Source organism: Pseudoduganella ginsengisoli (genome assembly GCF_009720865.1).
Classification (GTDB): domain Bacteria; phylum Pseudomonadota; class Gammaproteobacteria; order Burkholderiales; family Burkholderiaceae_D; genus Rugamonas; species Rugamonas ginsengisoli.
In genome coordinates this window covers 18,610-35,166 of record NZ_WNLA01000020.1, presented here as the reverse complement: position 1 = coordinate 35,166, position 16,557 = coordinate 18,610, and the positions used below count along the sequence as shown (strand labels likewise).

Here is a 16,557-nt window from a genome sequence, read left to right as displayed (position 1 = left end):
TCGCGGAGGGGCGTCAGTATAGCAGTTCCGGAAGCTAAGCTGCTGAAATCAAAGGCAATCCCTGCAACACACCTATCGACGGCGAACTTATTTTTTGACGACCTTTTCCAGCAACTGGTCGACATAGTCGCCATCGTCATCGACAAAGCGGATTCGAACCGGGTACCAATCCAGCCCCGGCGCCAGCCACAAGTCCACTTGCTGGCTGGCGTCGCTCTTCGGCGGCGACTTCACGAAGTGCACGGCTTCCACGGCGCCGGTCCCTGTCTGCACGGTTTCCTTGCCCACGGTCTTGAATACCCACGGTTCCGCATCGCGCCGGCCGGCGACAAAGTAGGCCCATTGCGAACCAGGCGTGAATTTGTCCGGGTTGCTGCGCGCCTGGGCAACCAGTTGCCACGGGGCGCTGGTGCGGTCCTGCTCCCCGCCCTTGATCGGATAGCTTTCATCGCCCTTGCTGAAGGTGATGGTCTTGCTGTCGCGGTGGAAGGTCGCCGTGGTCGGCTCTTTGCGGAAGCGCTTTTCCTGGAACGTTTCCGGCGCCAGGCCATAATCGTCGACGTCCCCTTCGCTGTGGTTTTCCAGGATTTTGCCGAAGATGCCCGCGTGGCTGACCGTATGCAGGCTGTATTTGCCATCGCCATGGCGCCATTGCACGGTGGCGTCGCCATTGATGGCAATGCTGCGCTGGCGGGCCTTGATGGAATACACCAGGTCCGCTGATGGCGGCAGGCTGAAAGTGCGCTTGGTGCTGGGGTGGCTGTCAGTTGCGTGCGATAGCGGCGCAACGGCCATGAGCGCCACCAGGGCAGCCGAGAGGAAAGTTCGTTTATTCATTGTTCTTTCACGTTATTCAGGGAAATCTTGCTGACGGTCTGCGTCGTCAACGCACCGTTGGCTTCCGTATTGCGTATTTGTACCGGGAACCACTGCAGCGATGGCGCCAGCCAGATATCGAGCCGGGCGGAATAGGAACCCGGCTTGGGCGGACGGCTCACATGCCACGTAATGAGACGGCCCATCTTCGTGTCAATTTCTTCTTCGCCCACCAGCTGGAAGCGGTAAATCGCCGCCTCGCGGTTATCGCTGACGAGGATGTCGATGTCGCCGCCCATCTGGTTGACGTTGGCGCGGCCGATGGCAGCCAGCTGGAAGGGAATGGTGGCGCGGTCTTGCGCCCCGGTCAGCAGCGGATAGCTGCGTTCACTGGCGGAAAACGTAATGCGGCCTTCGTTGCGCTGGAAATGTGTGGCAGTCATCGCGCGGCCGCGCCGCTTTTCAGTAAATTCACGGGGCGCGATCCCCGCGTCATCGATGTCGCCTTCGCTGTTCAATTCCAGCAGATTCACGCGCGCCACCAGCATCGACAAGCCTGCTTCCACCGTGACTTTGTACTTGCTGCCATCGGTCTGCCACACCATTTTGCCGGACGCATTCCAGTTCGCGCCCTTGGCATCCGTGCGCGTCAATTCCAGGTCGAACGTGGCCGATGGCGGGATGTTGACTTGATAACGGCGCGTGCCGGTGGGCTCTTGCGCCGGAGCCGCTTGTGGCGCTGGCGGCGCCGGTTCCGGTTCGATTTGCGGCATGGGCAAAGCCGCCACGGCCTGCTCCACGACGGCTTGCGGCCCGGATAGCGCGCCATTGTCCGGCGGCAGCGCGACAGCGGCATCCGGCTGCGGCAGCGGGACAGGCTTGGCTTTGCGCGCGTGCTGCGGCATGGCTGGCGGCTGGCTGGGTGCGAGGTCGGGCGGCGGCGTGCCGCTGGCTTTTTGCTCCGGCAATGGCAGGCGCACGGTGGCGACGGAAGGTTTCAGCGGTGCGGCAGGCTGCGCGCCAAGACGGGAACCCAGCCAGTCGATGGTGACGAAATGCAAAGCCACGGTGGCTGCGCACAGCACCAGCGTGCGCCGGGAGCGGAAAAAAAGAGAAGCAGATTTCGTCATTGCGCTAGTTTAACGCCTTGCCCGGCAGGCCGGCTGACACGCCCACTTGAATATCTGCTACGCTTGCCATTCGTCCTATAGGAGACCAGCTATGGCTTTACCTCAAATGCCCAATATTCCGGGCGCTGCCGTAATGACTGACACGCTTGATTTCGTCAAGAACTTATGGGGCAGCATGGGCGTCGTGCCCGGCATTGCCGCGCCCACGTTGTCCGTTGATGAACTGGACAAGAAGATCAATGACTTGAAGGCAGTCGAAGCCTGGCTGAATTTAAATTCCAGCATGGTCCGCGGCAGCATCCAGGCGCTGGAAGTGCAGCGCAATACCATCGCCACGCTGAAATCCATGGGCAAATCGCTGGCCACTGCCGTGCAGCAGCCAGGCGAAAAAGATACCAAATCCCTGTTTGAATCGATTCCTTATGCTTCCGCGTTCTTCCAGCATGCAGCGGAAGCGCTGCAGCCTGGCGCGCCGGGGCCTGCTCCCAAGGAAGCCAAGGAAGAAGCCAAACCGGAAGTGAAAACGGAAGTGAAAGCGGAAGCGCCGGCGCCCGCAGCGGAAGCCGCGCCGGCCAGCGCCGCACCGGCGCAAGCGCCAGCCGGCGCCAATGACGCGATGGCGGCAGCCGGCCTGGCCAACCCGTCGGTGTGGTGGAATTTACTGCAAGAACAATTCAAGCAGGCCGTGACGAGCGCCATGTCGGCCGAAGCCGTGACGGGCGCCGCCGCCCGCGCCACGGAAGCGGCCACCAAGTTTGCCCAGGCCGCCACGCAGGCGGCGACCAAGCCGTTAAACAAGGCGGCTGCGGCTGCGCAGGCAGCAACGGCCAGCGCACCTGTAGTGCCGGGCAAAGAAGCGGCGCCGGAGAAAAAAGCTGCGCGCAAGCCGGCAGCGAAAAAAGCAGTCAAGCCGGCGGCGAAGTAACGATACTTCCGGGGGCGGTTCTTATACCGCCCTAGGCCAGCCTTTGTATGCGGATCGCTTCAATCAAACCATCTTCCTGCCGCTGCACCTTCACGATTTGAATCAAGCCTTCTTCAGCCAGCTGTTTCGCGCCATCATGCGCGGACTGGAATGAAGCGATGGTGTCGCCTTTGGCGCTGACTGGCCGTATCCACGCCGCCGCACCGATTTTCATCTTGCCGTACACTTCCTTGGCGATGTCGCGCATGTATGTCTCCTTTTTCTAGTACTACATTGCACTGCCAGGAAGGCCGTCTCAAAAAGCCCGCAGCGTTGTTGCCGCGCCTTGCCGTGCAGGTGCACTGTCTGCGGCGCAGCGCCTGGCTGCAGTCATTTTCAAACAGCCTTTGCCAGCTACGCGGCGGCGCCGCCCTCCTCGTCAAAACCGAAGTTTTCAATCGGCGGCGCTTCCTTGCGGGGCATCAGCAGCGCCAATTGCTCAATCAATTGTGCAAAGCGCTGCTGGCCCGGGGCGATGTTATCGACGTGCATCAACACACCATTGGCTTCATCCATCAAATCACGGCTATAGCCATGCTGCTGCATGTGTGAAATCAAGATCTGGGCCGAGTTGAACAAGATACGCATATTGTTGGGCAATGCTTCGCGCGCCGTGCGCATCCACGCCACGGCCTCGGCCAGCTTGCCGGTCTTCCACAACAGCACGCCTTTATTCATCATGTCGGCGGCTTCCTTGCGGGCGGACTTGATCAACTCGGCGCCTTCTTCACCCATGCGGGCTTTCTCGAAAATTTCCTGCACTTCGTCCAGCAACACTGTGTTGTCGTGGTTATTCTTGATCACGTAACACAGCAAATCCACGGGCGCATCCTTGACACCCACGGCGAACAGCAGGGTCGACAATTCCATGCACGTCGGCGTGTCTGGACGCTCGGGATCGTTGTTCAGCATGTCTTCCAGCTCATCGCCGGTTTTGCGGGCGCGGCGGTAGTCGCCACTTTCGTGGTAGACCAGCCCTTCCGTGATTTTGGCGCGCAGCTGCACCAGGTCGCCGGTGAATTCGCGCTGCGCGATGCCCAGGATTTGTAGCGCTTCCTTGGCGTCATTTTTCTGGCCGCAAATCCGCGCCAAGCCAAAGTACGCATCGACCGTCTTCATGATGGAATATTCACCGATGGCGATACATTTGCGGAACGCGCGTTCCGCCAGCGGGATATTGTTCAATTTAAGCGCAGCCTGGCCCAGCCGGCGCTGGCGCACTACGGAATTGGGCGACATCTTGGCGGCTTTTTCCAGCACATCGCACGATTCTTCCAGCTTGCCCATCAATTGATACGCGGTTGCCAACTGGTCATACGCATCGATATAAAAGCGGTTTTCCGCAATCACGCCCTGGAACATCTGGCGCGCCGCTTCGTGGTCGCCATTGTTCATGCGGATTTTGCCTAAGCCCGTACGGGCCCAGTTGTAATCGCGGTCATCGAGCACCTGCTCATAGACCGCGCGGGCTTTTTCCGGCTCGCCGGCTTTCAGCAACAGCGTGGCCTTCATGCGCAGCAAGTCGATTTCGTGCAGCTTATGGACAGCGATTTGCTCGTCGCACAGCTTGGCGGCGCGCAGATAATCTTTTTCCAGGAACGCCTGGTCAATCTCGCGAAAGATCTGCTTTTTTTGCCAGACGCGGTTCAAGCGCGTCAGTAACACGCCTTCCGTGATCGGCTTGATGATGTAGGCATCCGGCTGGTGTTCCGCCGCCCCCATCACGGATTCCACGCTTTTTTCCGCCGACACCATCAAGAACACGCTGGACGGCGCCAGCAAATTACGGATGCGGCATTCTTCCAGCACTTGCTGGCCATTCTTGCCTTCGCCCAGGTTGAAGTCGCACAGCACCACGTCATACGGGGTCTTGGCCAGCATGGTCATGGCTTCGCCGCCGCTGGCCGCCTGGTCGAAATGCTTGGCGCCCAGGTTGCGCAAGGTTTCGCGCAATAGCTGGCGGATGCCGACAAAGTCATCAACGATCAGATAGCGCTTTTCCGTCCAGTCGATATTGGCCGCTGCCGCGGCAACCGCGGCAGGATGCAGCGCATTGGTCAAGGCGCTGTTCACGGCAGTCTCACCACGAACACGCCGCCGCCCAGCACCCCGCCATTTTCCAGGCGGATGCTGCCCGTGCGCTGGCGGTATTTATGCATCTTCGCCACTTCGCTGGCGAAATACAGGCCCAGGCCACTGCTGTTGGTCATGAAGTTCACGCCAGCCGTATGGCCGCTCATGGCCGATTCACCGGCTTCAATCATCGATTGCGGGAAGCCTGCGCCATTGTCTTCCACGCGGATTTCCAGGAAGCCTTCGCTTTCTGCCACGGCAATGCGGATCGTGTCGTGCGTATAGCGCACAGCGTTATTGATGGCTTGCGTCAACATCCCGATGATGAGGTCTTCATCGAAGGTCCACACCATGTCTTGAGGGAAATCCGCTTGCAAAATAATTTTCTTGGATTCGAGCAACACTTTCGCTTGCGAAGCGACTTGCTGCACCAGTTCGCCTATGTGCTGGGGGCGCGGGTCGAACGGGTATTCCGGCTTGCCGACCTGCTTGTACAGCGCCAGCAGCTGGATCAAATTGTCATTGAGGCGCTTGGTCTGGTAGAGCATTTGCGCCAGTTGCGGGTAAGCGGATTGGTTGACATCGTCGCGATTGCCAAGCAGTCCCTCCAGCGTGCCGGTCAGCACGCTGATGGAATTTTTCATGTCATGTGCGGTGGATGCCAGGAACAGGAACAGCTCGGGTGCACCTTCGTGATCTTCCGCTTGGTATTCCATTCAGTTGCGCTCCGGGACGTGTCAATACTGAGCCATCATTATACCGAGTGCGGCAAACAGGGCGGGAACGCTTGATGCCGGGATGCTACAAGGCATGTCCTGGACATTAATTCTTTTTCAATGCTTTTAAAAAGAAACGTCCGGGATCCAGCGCGGCCGCCAACGTGGTTTCCAGCGGCAGTGGTTCATTTTCCAGTTGCGCGGCCAGGATTTCCGCCGCCAGCGGCGCCCAGATCAATCCGCGCGACGCATAGGCCAGCAAGCCATATAAGCCGGGATGGCGCGGCACGTCGCGCAAGCGCTCGACTTTTCCGCCCGCAGCGCTGTAATCGGGCAGCGCGCCGACCAGGGGCAGCCGGTCCGGAACCATGCAGCGGAAGCCTACCCGCCCTGCCAGCGGCAGATTCAACTGATCCAGCGCACCCGGCAAAATTTCCGCCGCCCGCTCCAGGTTTTCCTGCTGGCTGGCCGGCCACAATGCCGCATCCTTGTCCGCGTCGTACGTCGCGCCCGCGCTGACGATCCCGTGCACGGCCGGCGTGATGTACGCTTCGCGGCAAACCACCAGCGGCAGGTTGGGAAACGCTTGCGCATCCACGTGCGTGACCTGGCCCCGCATCGTGTACAGCGGCAATTGGGCAGTCTGCGCCAGCGATTGCGCACCAGCGCTATTGGCCAGGATCACATTGGGCGCCTGCGCCAGCACCTGTCCTTGCGTATCCAGCACTTGCCACTGGCCGCCGGCACGCAGCAACGTGACGGCTTCGCGGTGGTAAATCCGCGCCAGCCGCGCGCCGCACGCATCGAGCATGGCGCGGCACAGCGAGCCGGGGTTGGCCCAGCCGCCCTGTGGAAACAGCCAGCCGCCATGCGGCACGGGAACGCCCAGCATGGCGCCTGCCTGCTGTGCATCGACCCAGCGCACATACGCTTCCGGATAGCGCCATGCAGCGGCCACTTCCCGCTGCAGCGCCGCGTGTTCCGCATCGCGCGCCAATTGCAGCACGCCGCACTGGCTGCCGGCAATCGGTCCCGCTACATCGGCGCCGACTGGCGCTTCCGGATGCAAGCCGCCCAGCGCGCACCAGCGCCGCTGCGCATACAAATACGCGGCGCGCGCCAGCCGGGTCGGGATATTGTCGTCACGCGACAGCAGCGGCATGAAGATGCCGGAACGGTTGCCGGATGCTTCCTGCGCCGGCAAGCCGTGGCGCTCGATCAAGGTGAGATCCCAGCCTCGTGCCGCCAGCCGCTCGCAAATGGCGGCACCGGCCATGCCTGCGCCGACCACGATGGCGCGGCGGTCCGGCGGCGCGGCGCGGGGCGGTTGCGGCTTGCGGCTGGTGAATTCGGCACACACGGCATCGGCATCGGCCTCGCCTAGCCATGAATATGTGCAATCCTGCTGCGTAAAGCCCGCCGAACGCAGCGCTTTTAACGTGCCGTCATCCGCGCCATGCATCGCCAGTTGTGCACCGGGCAGCGCCAGTCTGGCGACCGTGCGCAAATCCACGCCGGCCTGCGGCATATACACGGCGTCCACGCGCGCCTGCAATTGCTGCAAGCATGGCTCGATGTCTCCCACCAGCAAATCCAGCGTCACGTCGCCCAGCGACAGACGGTGAAAACCCGGTACGTCCACAGGCCATTGAGCACGCAAGTCCGCCACGGCCAGCACGGCGGCCGGCGGCAATGCGGGCAGCACGGCAATGTAATGCAACGCCTGTGCCGCTTGCCAGGCCAGCGCGCGCGGCCCCTGCGCATCTTCCGCAGCGGGGACAGTGGGAATGGCAGGCCCGCGCCGGCGCCACGCATCCAACACTTGCGCAAAATGCCCGCCCACGCCAAACGCGGTGGCCAGCAGCACGAAACGGTGATTTATTGCTGGCATGCGGCATGGCGGAAGCATGTGGCGTCGTGGTCATTGACCATGCCGACGCCCTGCATATACGCGTAAATAATGGTGGACCCTACAAACTTGAAACCCCGCTTGCCGAGGTCTTTGGAAATTTTGTCGGACAGCGCAGTCTTCGCCATGCGGTCTTCCTGGCGCGCGACGTTGTTGACAATAGGCTTGCCATCGACCCACGCCCACAAATACTGGTCCAGGCTGGAACCTTCCGCGCGCAAGCGCAGGTATGCCTGCGCATTGGCAATGGCTGCCGCGACTTTCAGCTTGTTGCGGATGATGCCGGGGTTGGCCAGCAATTCCGCCACCTTGTCCGGACCATAGGCGGCTATCTTTTCAGCGTCCCAGTGGTCGAACGCTGCGCGGTAACTGTCGCGCTTATTGAGCACGGTTTCCCAGCTGAGTCCCGCCTGCGCCCCTTCCAGGTTCAGCATTTCAAACAGCCGCAACTCATCATGGCACGGCACGCCCCACTCTTCATCGTGGTACGCGATATAGCGCGGGTTGTTGGGATTGGCCCAGTTGCAGCGGTGGAGTGGCTTCGTCATGTCGGTCTGGAATGTGCGGCAAGAGGCTGCAGTCTACATTAAGATATCCGCACATTCACCTGGGAGAGCATGCATGGAATTCGAAGCAAAACTGGAATGGCAGCGCAATGGCCAAAATTTTCTCGACCAGCGCTACAGCCGCGCCCATGAATGGATTTTCGATGGCGGATTGCGCGTACCGGCCTCGTCGTCGCCGTTGTCCGTGCCGCTGCCAATGTCAAACGCGGACAATGTCGATCCCGAAGAAGCGCTGATCGCAGCCACGTCGAGCTGCCACATGCTGTTTTTCCTGTCGATCGCCGCCAAGCGGGGCCATGTGGTGGAAAGCTATAGCGACCATGCCGTGGGCCTGCTGGAAAAGAATGCCGAAGGCAAGATGGCCATGACCAGCATCACCTTGCGTCCGAACATCGTCTTTGCCGGCGCAGACTGGCCGGATGAAGATGAACTGGCAACCATCCACCATGAGGCGCATGAAAAATGCTACATCGCGAATTCGCTGAAGGCAGAGGTGGTGGTGGAGCCGCCGATCACGTAAGCGTTACGCCAGGTCGCTGGACAACCCCACCCGGCGCCGTTCCCCGCGCAGCATCGGCGGCTGCACGAGGTTGGTGACGACGCGCACTTCGCCGCTGGCCACCGTCTGTTCCAGCTGCTGCATCATGCGGCGGAACAAGCCATCGGCCTGCGTCGTTTCCGTGCAATACAGCGAAGCCCACGCATTGCGGCCGGAATTTTTCGCGATATAGAGCCCCATATCGGCCAGCTCCACCACCTGGCTCCACGTCAGCAGGCGCGGTTGAGAGGGCATGAACGGGAAGCACGCAAAGCCGATCGAACAGGTCTTCGACAGCGTGGTCCCATCCGGCAGCACGAAGTCGCGGTGCGCGACGGCGCGGCGGACGCGCTCTGCCACCACCTTGGCTTCTTCGCGGTCCGTGGCCCGCGCCAGCACGAGGAATTCTTCGCCGCCCCACCGCACCAGGTAATCCGATTCGCGGAACACTTCGCGCAAGCGTTCCTGCATTTGCACCAGCACGGCGTCGCCGGCCGCATGGCCATAGCGGTCGTTGACTTCCTTGAAGTGGTCCAGGTCGACCATGAAGAACACGAGATCCTTGTCCGGACTGGCTTCGCGCTCGGCACTCAAGCCCGGCTGTTCATGGCGGCGCAACGCCATCGCCACATCCGCGTCCACGTGCTGCAGGAAGAAGCGGCGGTTGCGCAAGCCCGTCAACTGGTCTGTCAGGCTGACTTCTTCCAAGGTGTGATACGCCCGTTCCAGCTCGATATTCTTGTCCATCAGCTGCGCGCGGGTAGCCGCCACTTCGCGGTAGGCGCTGGCGTTATCCAGTGCAATGGCGCCATAGGCGCACAACGTGGAAAACACGAGCCGTTCGCGTTCGCCGTAAGCGCGGGCGCGCAGCGATTGCACCGTCATCGCGCCCAGCACGCGGTCACCCACGCACAGCGGCGCAAACAGCAGGCTCAACGTCGGCAACGTGCCGGGAATTAAATTCGGCGTGGCGCCATCTTCATCGAGTTCGATGAGAATTTCACGGCGCTCGCGGATGCAGCGGGCGGAATTCGCATGCGGATCCGACAGTGCATAGCACGTCGGCGGCAAATCCTGTCCCGCTTCCTTGCCGAAAGCGCAGCACAGTTGTTCGCCGCCCGGCTGCAGCAGGAAAATCGAAAAGTGCGTGGCGTCCAGCAAACCGTGCACGTGGCGGTCCAGCACGCGGTAGACGGCTGCCGCATCCAGGTGCGCCGTGATTTCCTGGCCGATGGCCGACAAGTGCGCGAGCGTCGCATTGGTCCGCTGCAGCACTTGCGCGCGCTGCGCTTCCGATGCGGCCAGCTGGCGGTGATGTTCGCCATCCATTTGCGCCCGCTCCGTGCGGTATTGCACTTGCATGGCGACGGCGCGGCTGGTGGCTTCCTGGCTGTGGGTCTGGTCGCGCACGGCATTGGCTTGCAGCGACACTTCATACGCTTTGCGGTAATCACCTGCCGCCGCATATTCACGCGCAGCCGCATCGAGCAGCGCTGCCGGCACCGGGTAGCCATCGATGGTGGCCGCCAGCTGCATGGCCGCTTCCAGGTAATGCAGCACAGCGTTGGGCGCCGCCATATCGTGCGGCCCCGGCAGCGTATGCCGCGCATGGATTTGCGCCAGCACGCGCAGCGCGGCAATTTCATTGCCCACGTCGCCTGTACCGCGCGCCATGTCCAGCGCGGACAGCGCCACTGCCAGCGCATCATGCGGCCGGTCCAACTGCGACAGCGCGTGGGCCTGGCCGCGCCGCGCACTGCTCTTGAAATCGCTCTGGCCCAGCTGTTCGCCGCGCAGCTGCAATTGCTGGAAGCTGTCCAGCGCCAGTTGCGCATCGCCGAGGTCCAGCGCCAGGTCGCCCTGGTATTCCAGCGCCACCGCATAGGCGCGCGATGCGGCCAGCGGCGCCAGCGCCAGCAGCGCTTCGTGCAGCAATTCACGGGCCGCCGCCCCCTGCCCCAAATGGCGCAAGGTTTCCGACGTTTGCATCAGGCACAGGCCCACGCACATGGGCCAGCCAGTCGGGCGGGCCAGTTCCAGCGCGCGCTGCATCCATTCCAGCGCCGCGTCATGCGCATTCAAACTGGTAAAGCCATTGCCGATATTGGTGGCGATGGTAATTGCGCGGCGCACCTGGCCCGTCGCCATCGCGGCTTCAAACGACAGCATCAGCAGCGCCACGGCGCGGCCAAAGTCGGCCCCCTGGAACGCGGTGATGCCGGCATAATCGCGCACCCAGCCCGCCACGGCCGGATGGGCGCCGTCATCATCCGTAAAACGCTGGCCCCAGCGGATCGTGGCTTCCTGCAGGTTTTCAAACACACAAAAAATCGCGGCAGCCGCATCGATGATGTCGGCGCGGATCATGTCGCCGGCAGCGCGCGCATCGGCCGATGCGATCGCCAGTTCGCTATGGCTGCCCGCGCAATCGCCCCGGTCATTGGCAATCCACGCCAGCAGCCAGTGCGCATCGGCGCAACCAAGCGCATTGCCTTCGCGCTCGAACGCCAGCAGCGCTTGCTGCGCCAAGCCCTCGCCCACTTCCAGCTTGCCGGCCAGCCATTGGGCTTCCGCTTCAATCAGCGTGAAACGGGCGGCCAGCAAGGCTGCGGCCAGCTTGCCTTCCTCTCCCGTCAACGAGGAAACGAGTTCTGCCGCCTCTTGCGCCAGCAGGCGCGCGCGCGCGACGTTGCGCTGGCGGCAGTGCCAGGCAAGCTCGGCCAGCAGCAACAGGCGGGCATTGCCTTGTGATTCAGGCAATTGCGCTTCCCATTGCGCCAGCACATTATCGGGCGCAAACATTTCCAATTAATTAATTCCCACAGGCGGATATTGCCGCAGTGCACTATCCGGAATGTCGCATTATTCCACAAGTTCAGCGCAACACTGCGACGGCGCCGGAAAATGTTAAAAAGGACAGCGCCGTCGAGACCAGGATAATGCGGGCAATCCGCCCGGTATTGGCGCCGAAGCGCTCTGCCAGCATGGCGACATTGCTGGCGCTGGGCAGGCAAGCCACCAGGATGATGACGTCCAGCGCGGCGGGATCCAGCGGCAAACCCAGGCGCAATGCGCCGTGGCCGATACACCACATCAGCAGCGGATGCAGTGCGAGTTTTTTCAGGGCGACAGGCACATATTCACGCAGCGGCGTGGCGTCCGCAGTGCTCATTTGCGAGCGGGCCAGCACGGCGCCAATGGTAAACAGCGCGACGGGCGATGCCGCATCGGCCAGCAAGCCGATGGTTTTTGCCACCGGCGCCGGCAACGCCAGTCCCGACACGGACGTCAGCGCGCCCAAGGCTATGGCCCACGGCATGGGATTGCTGACCACGCCTTTCAGCGCATTGGCCACCGCCGCCCGTCCGCTGCCGCTGCCCACGCGCGACAACGCAATGCACAGCGATGCCGTGATCACCATGTCTATCACGATGGTGAGAATCACGGGGCCCGATGAACGGGGCCCGATCAGCGCCAGCAACAGCGGCACGCCCATGAAACCATTATTCGGGAACGCCGCCACCAGGGCGCCAAACGCCGCGTCATTCCAGTCGATGCGGTGGCTCAGCGTGGCTGCCATGGTGATGCCCACCATCAGCAGCGCGCACAGCAGATAGACCGTGAACACGCCCGGGTCCAGCAATTGCGCAATCGGCGTATTGGCGCCGAAGCGGTACAGCATGCACGGCAGCGCAAAAAACAAGACAAACGTATTCATCCCTGGAATGGCAACCAGGGGCAGCATGCCGCGCCGTACGGCGAGATAGCCGCACAGCACGAGCGCGAAAAAGGGGAAAGTGACGGCAAAAATGGCAAGCATGGGTTGCCATTTTACCGGTGCAGCGGCAACCCGCCATCAGCACTTTCCGATACCCGCCACCTGCCTGTCACATCAATATTTGACGGGCGGATGCACATCCTTGTTGGCAGGATTGTCCGGGTGGTCCGTATTGCCACTGGTTTTATCGGCTTTCGGCTGGCGCTTGTTCACGGTCTTGCCGGAGTACGTGGCGTCAGGGTTGGCGCTATGTCCGGCCCCGGTATTGCCCGCCGCACCCGATGTCCCCGTGGTGTCGGCGGCAGCCCCCACTGGCGGCGGCGTGCCAGCCGTGCGCGGGCTGACGCCATCGAGGCTGGCGCTCAGCGTTTCAACGTGGCTCAAATGTTTGGCGACAGTCGGCTCCAGCTTGCCGGCCAGCGCTTTGACATCGGCATCCTTCGCATCGGTTTGCACTTTTTGCACATACGCATGCGTCTTCTTATGGTCGCTGACGCCGGCCTGGGCTGCATATTCCCGGTCAAATGCATCGCCGGACAAGCGGTTCAACTTTTTCGCCATGGCCTTGTGCTGTGCATCCGGCTCGGTCGGCAGCGTGACGCCCTTGTTTTGCGCCACTGCCTGCACTTCCTGCAAACCCTTGGTATGGTCATCGATCATTTGCTGGGCAAACGCTTTGACTTCGCTGTTTTGCGACTTTTGCAGCGCGATCTTGCCTGCCTCGATTTCAGCAATATTGGCTTGCGCCATTTGCTTCAGCATGGTCTGGTCAGCCTTGGCCAGGTTTTCCGCCTGGACCCCGGCAGCACTCAGCAAGGCGGCAATCGCCACCGCAATCTTCAATTGTTTCATAAGGCTCTCCTGTGTGGATGGAAGCGCCGCTTTCAGGACCATTATCTTATTCTGTCAAAAGGATGCCCGGTCTGACGACCCGGCTCCCATCGCATAAGATACACGTGCAGGATACGAACCGGCCGCAGCTTTCGGACAAGCAATGGCATACTGTGTGTACGATCGATGCGATGCGCCCCGACTCTGGAAGGAACCGCCATGCCCGATGACAGCAACAGCCTGGTAGCTTGCATCCCCCGCCTGCGCCGCTATGCGCGCGCACTGGTGGGCGACAAGGCCGCCGCCGACGAACTGGTGCAAGACACCATGGAGCGGGGCTGGCATCGGCTGTCGACGTGGCGGCGCGGCAGCGACATGCGGCCGTGGCTGTTCAGTATCTTGCATGGCTTGTATACAGAGCGGCAACGCCATGGCCCCGCCATCGCTCCCGCGCAAGAGCGGCTGGAAATGCGCGACATGCAGGCAGCGTTGCAGCAATTGCCGCCGGAACAGCGCGCAGTGCTGTTACTGGTCGCGCTGGAAGAAATGCGCTATGACGAAGTCGCGGAAATCTTGCAAATCCCGCCCGGCACCGTGCTGTCGCGCCTGTCGCGTGCGCGGGAACGGCTGCGCCTTGTCATGCTGGGCCAGGCGCCCGCTTCGCCGCTGAAGGTGGTCAAATGAATCCCGTCACGGAAGTGGAATTGCAGGCGTGGGTCGATGGCAAGCTGGATCAGGGACGCCAGGCCGACATTTCCTCTTATTTAAAGACCCATCCGCAAGAAGGTGAACGGCTGCGCGCTTACCGGCAGCAAAATATTGCCTTGCGCGCGTTGTACGGTCCGGTGCTCGACGAAACCATCCCGCGCACGATGCTGCGCACGCGCAACCTGTCGCGCTGGCTGTGGCCCATGCGGCGCTATGCCACCAGCATGGCGCTGATGGTATCGAGCGCCACCTTGGGCTGGGTCGCCCATGCGTACCTGGCGGAACAGCAGTTGATGGCTGGCGCACCGGGGCCGGTGCTGGCAACCCGCGCCTTGCAAGCGCATGCCGTGTATTTGCCGGAAGTGCGCCATCCCGTCGAAGTGGCGGCAGATGAACCGGAACATTTGACGAGCTGGCTGTCGAAACGCATGGGCATGCCATTGCAGCCGCCCCGCCTCGCGCCGCACGGGTTCGACCTGGTCGGGGGACGCATTTTGCCGGGCGACGCGGGACCCGCCGCACAAATCATGTATGCGGACGCGGCCGGACAGCGGCTGACCTTATATATCTCGGCCGTCAAAGGCGACCGGCGCGACACAGCATTCCGCTATGCGCAAGATGGACAAGTGGGAGTGTATTACTGGATAGACGGACAGTGGGGATATGCGGTGTCCGGTGTCTTGGACAAGAACACCCTGGCACGGGTGGCCAGGGCAGTCTATGAACAACTGTGACGTACAGGCTGTTGCAATGGCTGCAGCGACGAAGACAGTGCGGTTGCACGGCGAGGAGCTGCAACGACGCTGCGGCCTTTGCAACGGCCGCAGCTAGGCGCAGCGACGAAGACAGTGCGATTGCACGGCGAGGAGCTGCAACGACGCTGCGGCCTTTGCAACGGCCGCAGCTAGGCGCAGCGACGAAGACAGTGCGGTTGCACGGCGAGGAGCTGCAACGACGCTGCGGCCTTTGCAACGGCCTCTATTGGACGCCGCGGCGGCCCATGTCTTCTAGCCGCATCTTCATCATTTCGTTGGCAGCCGGACCGGCGGCAAACATATAGTCTTCGTCATTGATGGCCAGGCCGGTGCGCGCATCGACCAGCACCTGGTCGGCAGGCTTGCCGGTTTCACGGCTCACCACCAGCAGGCTGGCGCCTTCTGGCGCCAAGTGTTCATTACCCCAAGCAATAAATGCCAGCAAGACAGGTTTAAAGTCGCGGCCTGCCTTGGTCAGCACATATTCATAGCGGGGTGGACGGGTACTGTACTGGCGCTTTTCCATCAGCCCGCCTTCAACCAGCCCGGCCAGACGGCGGGTCAGCATGTTCGGGGCGATCTTCAAGCTCTTTTCGAACTCGTCGAAACGAGTCAGCCCGTAAAACGCGTCGCGCAGGATCAAGATACTCCACCACTCGCCTACTTTACCCAGGCTGCGGGCGATAGGGCATGGCATACGGCCAAAATCGGTATGTTTCATTGCACTTTCCTCCTTAGGGAACAATGGATTTCCACTTTCCAACTTAGGAGTCATTATTTGCCAGCTAAAAAAATGCTGCTTTTGTCGGAAGTGACAATCCTTTTGCAAGCGGAGAAACCGGCAAAATTTTTTCAAAGGAAGGCATAATACGCAACACCGTGTTAATGCTTCACTAATGCTTCACTAATGTTTCACTAAGTCACCAGTAGAAAATGTACCTTTCCAGCGATGCCAACGTGCGCAAGATCCTGATCGTGGACGATTCCGCGTTCGAGCAGCGCATGCTGGTGGACTTGCTGAGCGAGATGCCATACCGCGTGTCCGTCGCGTTCAATGGCTTGCAGGGCTACCAGCTGGCTCTGTCCCAGCAGCCCGACCTGATCTTGCTCGACGTGCGCATGCCCAGTATGGATGGGTACACGTGCTGCCGCCTGTTGAAAGCCAACCCGGCCACGCACGACATTCCTGTGATTTTCCTGTCCGGCGCCGATGCGGCGGAAGACCGCATCATGGGCTTGTCGATCGGCGGCGTCGATTTTGTCTCCAAGCCATTTACGCCGGGGGAGCTGGCTGCCCGCATCCATGTGCACTTGAACTTGATGCGGCGCGCGCCAAAAGAAGCGGCGGAACAGGCGCCTGCGCCCGCGCTGCCGGCCAATCCGGACGCCGTCATTGTCAGCGCCGCCAAGCGCTTGATTGCCGATAACCTGGCGGCCCTGCCCAGCCTGTCCGAAATTGCCCGCAGCGTCGGCACTTACCGGGAAAAGCTGTCGCAACTGTTCCGCGAACAGACGGGCATGACGGTGTTTGCGTTTATCCGCGAAGAGCGCATCCGCCGTGGCGTGCAATTACTGCGAGAAACAGAAATTGACGTCCAAGACATTGCATTGTTAATTGGCTTCAATAATGCCGGCAATTTCTCGACAGCGTTCCGCGAACGCATGGGCGTGACGCCCAGCGCCTACCGCGCATCGGGCGCAACCGATACCCCGACTGCACCGCCGGATGCCCCCGGCAAGAAACCGGACTCTCCGGAATCCCCGGAATCCTAG

Annotated in this window: 16 protein-coding genes; 5 read left to right on the top strand and 11 right to left on the bottom strand. The window is 61.5% G+C overall.

What is annotated here, in order from left to right:
- Positions 1 to 87: 87 nt before the first annotated feature.
- Positions 88 to 837 (bottom strand): DUF3108 domain-containing protein, encoded by a 750-nt coding sequence (locus tag GM668_RS23575; RefSeq protein WP_155441417.1) that lies wholly within the window; start codon positions 835 to 837, stop codon positions 88 to 90.
- Positions 834 to 1,883 (bottom strand): DUF3108 domain-containing protein, encoded by a 1,050-nt coding sequence (locus tag GM668_RS23570; RefSeq protein WP_371868770.1) that lies wholly within the window; start codon positions 1,881 to 1,883, stop codon positions 834 to 836. Before GM668_RS23570 ends, GM668_RS23575 begins: the two co-directional genes overlap by 4 nt.
- Before the next feature lie 196 nt (positions 1,884 to 2,079).
- Here GM668_RS23570 and GM668_RS23565 point away from each other — a divergent pair, with 196 nt between their 5' ends.
- Entirely contained in the window at positions 2,080 to 2,871 is a 792-nt protein-coding gene (locus GM668_RS23565; RefSeq protein WP_229499788.1) for a PhaM family polyhydroxyalkanoate granule multifunctional regulatory protein, read from the top strand.
- A gap of 31 nt (positions 2,872 to 2,902) precedes the next feature.
- Here the strand turns inward: GM668_RS23565 and GM668_RS23560 are convergent, their stop codons facing one another.
- The 5 genes from GM668_RS23560 to GM668_RS23540 all read right to left on the bottom strand — a co-directional run bounded on the left by GM668_RS23560 (position 2,903) and on the right by GM668_RS23540 (position 8,156).
- The gene (locus GM668_RS23560; protein ID WP_155441414.1) at positions 2,903 to 3,118 is read right to left on the bottom strand and encodes a hypothetical protein; all 216 of its coding nucleotides are present in this window, start codon (positions 3,116 to 3,118) and stop codon (positions 2,903 to 2,905) included.
- Positions 3,119 to 3,264: 146 nt separating this feature from the next.
- Positions 3,265 to 4,971 carry a tetratricopeptide repeat protein gene (locus GM668_RS23555; protein WP_371868771.1) on the bottom strand — a complete coding sequence of 569 codons (1,707 nt, stop codon included), beginning with the start codon at positions 4,969 to 4,971 and terminating at the stop codon, positions 3,265 to 3,267.
- 8 nt (positions 4,972 to 4,979) lie between these two features.
- Positions 4,980 to 5,699 carry a sensor histidine kinase gene (locus GM668_RS23550; protein ID WP_155441413.1) on the bottom strand — a complete coding sequence of 240 codons (720 nt, stop codon included), beginning with the start codon at positions 5,697 to 5,699 and terminating at the stop codon, positions 4,980 to 4,982.
- A gap of 106 nt (positions 5,700 to 5,805) precedes the next feature.
- Positions 5,806 to 7,590 (bottom strand): FAD-dependent 5-carboxymethylaminomethyl-2-thiouridine(34) oxidoreductase MnmC1, encoded by a 1,785-nt coding sequence (gene mnmC1, locus GM668_RS23545; protein WP_155441412.1) that lies wholly within the window; start codon positions 7,588 to 7,590, stop codon positions 5,806 to 5,808.
- Entirely contained in the window at positions 7,578 to 8,156 is a 579-nt protein-coding gene (locus GM668_RS23540) for a DNA-3-methyladenine glycosylase I (protein ID WP_155441411.1), read from the bottom strand. The genes mnmC1 and GM668_RS23540 overlap by 13 nt, the downstream gene beginning before the upstream one ends.
- 73 nt (positions 8,157 to 8,229) lie before the next feature.
- Between GM668_RS23540 and GM668_RS23535 the strand changes: the two genes are divergently transcribed.
- A complete protein-coding gene (locus GM668_RS23535) occupies positions 8,230 to 8,694 on the top strand; it encodes an OsmC family protein (RefSeq protein WP_155441410.1) in 465 nt (154 codons plus the stop codon).
- Between the two features lie 3 nt (positions 8,695 to 8,697).
- Here the strand turns inward: GM668_RS23535 and GM668_RS23530 are convergent, their stop codons facing one another.
- The 3 genes from GM668_RS23530 to GM668_RS23520 all read right to left on the bottom strand — a co-directional run bounded on the left by GM668_RS23530 (position 8,698) and on the right by GM668_RS23520 (position 13,342).
- Entirely contained in the window at positions 8,698 to 11,514 is a 2,817-nt protein-coding gene (locus GM668_RS23530) for a GGDEF domain-containing protein (protein WP_155441409.1), read from the bottom strand.
- A 73-nt stretch (positions 11,515 to 11,587) separates the two neighbouring features.
- Positions 11,588 to 12,532 (bottom strand): AEC family transporter, encoded by a 945-nt coding sequence (locus GM668_RS23525; protein ID WP_155441408.1) that lies wholly within the window; start codon positions 12,530 to 12,532, stop codon positions 11,588 to 11,590.
- 72 nt (positions 12,533 to 12,604) lie between these two features.
- The gene (locus GM668_RS23520) at positions 12,605 to 13,342 is read right to left on the bottom strand and encodes a DUF4142 domain-containing protein (protein ID WP_155441407.1); all 738 of its coding nucleotides are present in this window, start codon (positions 13,340 to 13,342) and stop codon (positions 12,605 to 12,607) included.
- 198 nt (positions 13,343 to 13,540) lie between these two features.
- On the opposite strand from GM668_RS23520, the gene GM668_RS23515 reads away from it, so the two are divergent.
- Both GM668_RS23515 and GM668_RS23510 read left to right on the top strand, forming a co-directional pair.
- A complete protein-coding gene (locus tag GM668_RS23515) occupies positions 13,541 to 14,005 on the top strand; it encodes an RNA polymerase sigma factor (RefSeq protein WP_155441406.1) in 465 nt (154 codons plus the stop codon).
- A complete protein-coding gene (locus tag GM668_RS23510; protein ID WP_155441405.1) occupies positions 14,002 to 14,763 on the top strand; it encodes an anti-sigma factor family protein in 762 nt (253 codons plus the stop codon). The genes GM668_RS23515 and GM668_RS23510 overlap by 4 nt, the downstream gene beginning before the upstream one ends.
- 244 nt (positions 14,764 to 15,007) lie before the next feature.
- Here the strand turns inward: GM668_RS23510 and GM668_RS23505 are convergent, their stop codons facing one another.
- A complete protein-coding gene (locus tag GM668_RS23505) occupies positions 15,008 to 15,505 on the bottom strand; it encodes a winged helix-turn-helix transcriptional regulator (RefSeq protein WP_155441404.1) in 498 nt (165 codons plus the stop codon).
- A 212-nt stretch (positions 15,506 to 15,717) separates the two neighbouring features.
- Between GM668_RS23505 and GM668_RS23500 the strand changes: the two genes are divergently transcribed.
- A complete protein-coding gene (locus tag GM668_RS23500) occupies positions 15,718 to 16,557 on the top strand; it encodes a response regulator transcription factor (RefSeq protein WP_155441403.1) in 840 nt (279 codons plus the stop codon).

What these genes read in the sequence shown, in the direction of transcription:
- GM668_RS23575 (WP_155441417.1), bottom strand. Translation starts at nt 837, where the DNA reads ATGAATAAACGAACTTTCCTCTCGGCTGCCCTGGTGGCGCTCATGGCC.
- GM668_RS23565 (WP_229499788.1), top strand. Translation starts at nt 2,080, where the DNA reads ATGACTGACACGCTTGATTTCGTCAAGAACTTATGGGGCAGCATGGGC.
- GM668_RS23560 (WP_155441414.1), bottom strand. Translation starts at nt 3,118, where the DNA reads ATGCGCGACATCGCCAAGGAAGTGTACGGCAAGATGAAAATCGGTGCG.
- GM668_RS23550 (WP_155441413.1), bottom strand. Translation starts at nt 5,699, where the DNA reads ATGGAATACCAAGCGGAAGATCACGAAGGTGCACCCGAGCTGTTCCTG.
- mnmC1 (WP_155441412.1), bottom strand. Translation starts at nt 7,590, where the DNA reads ATGCCAGCAATAAATCACCGTTTCGTGCTGCTGGCCACCGCGTTTGGC.
- GM668_RS23540 (WP_155441411.1), bottom strand. Translation starts at nt 8,156, where the DNA reads ATGACGAAGCCACTCCACCGCTGCAACTGGGCCAATCCCAACAACCCG.
- GM668_RS23535 (WP_155441410.1), top strand. Translation starts at nt 8,230, where the DNA reads ATGGAATTCGAAGCAAAACTGGAATGGCAGCGCAATGGCCAAAATTTT.
- GM668_RS23530 (WP_155441409.1), bottom strand. Translation starts at nt 11,514, where the DNA reads ATGTTTGCGCCCGATAATGTGCTGGCGCAATGGGAAGCGCAATTGCCT.
- GM668_RS23525 (WP_155441408.1), bottom strand. Translation starts at nt 12,532, where the DNA reads ATGCTTGCCATTTTTGCCGTCACTTTCCCCTTTTTCGCGCTCGTGCTG.
- GM668_RS23520 (WP_155441407.1), bottom strand. Translation starts at nt 13,342, where the DNA reads ATGAAACAATTGAAGATTGCGGTGGCGATTGCCGCCTTGCTGAGTGCT.
- GM668_RS23515 (WP_155441406.1), top strand. Translation starts at nt 13,541, where the DNA reads ATGCCCGATGACAGCAACAGCCTGGTAGCTTGCATCCCCCGCCTGCGC.
- GM668_RS23510 (WP_155441405.1), top strand. Translation starts at nt 14,002, where the DNA reads ATGAATCCCGTCACGGAAGTGGAATTGCAGGCGTGGGTCGATGGCAAG.
- GM668_RS23505 (WP_155441404.1), bottom strand. Translation starts at nt 15,505, where the DNA reads ATGAAACATACCGATTTTGGCCGTATGCCATGCCCTATCGCCCGCAGC.
- GM668_RS23500 (WP_155441403.1), top strand. Translation starts at nt 15,718, where the DNA reads ATGTACCTTTCCAGCGATGCCAACGTGCGCAAGATCCTGATCGTGGAC.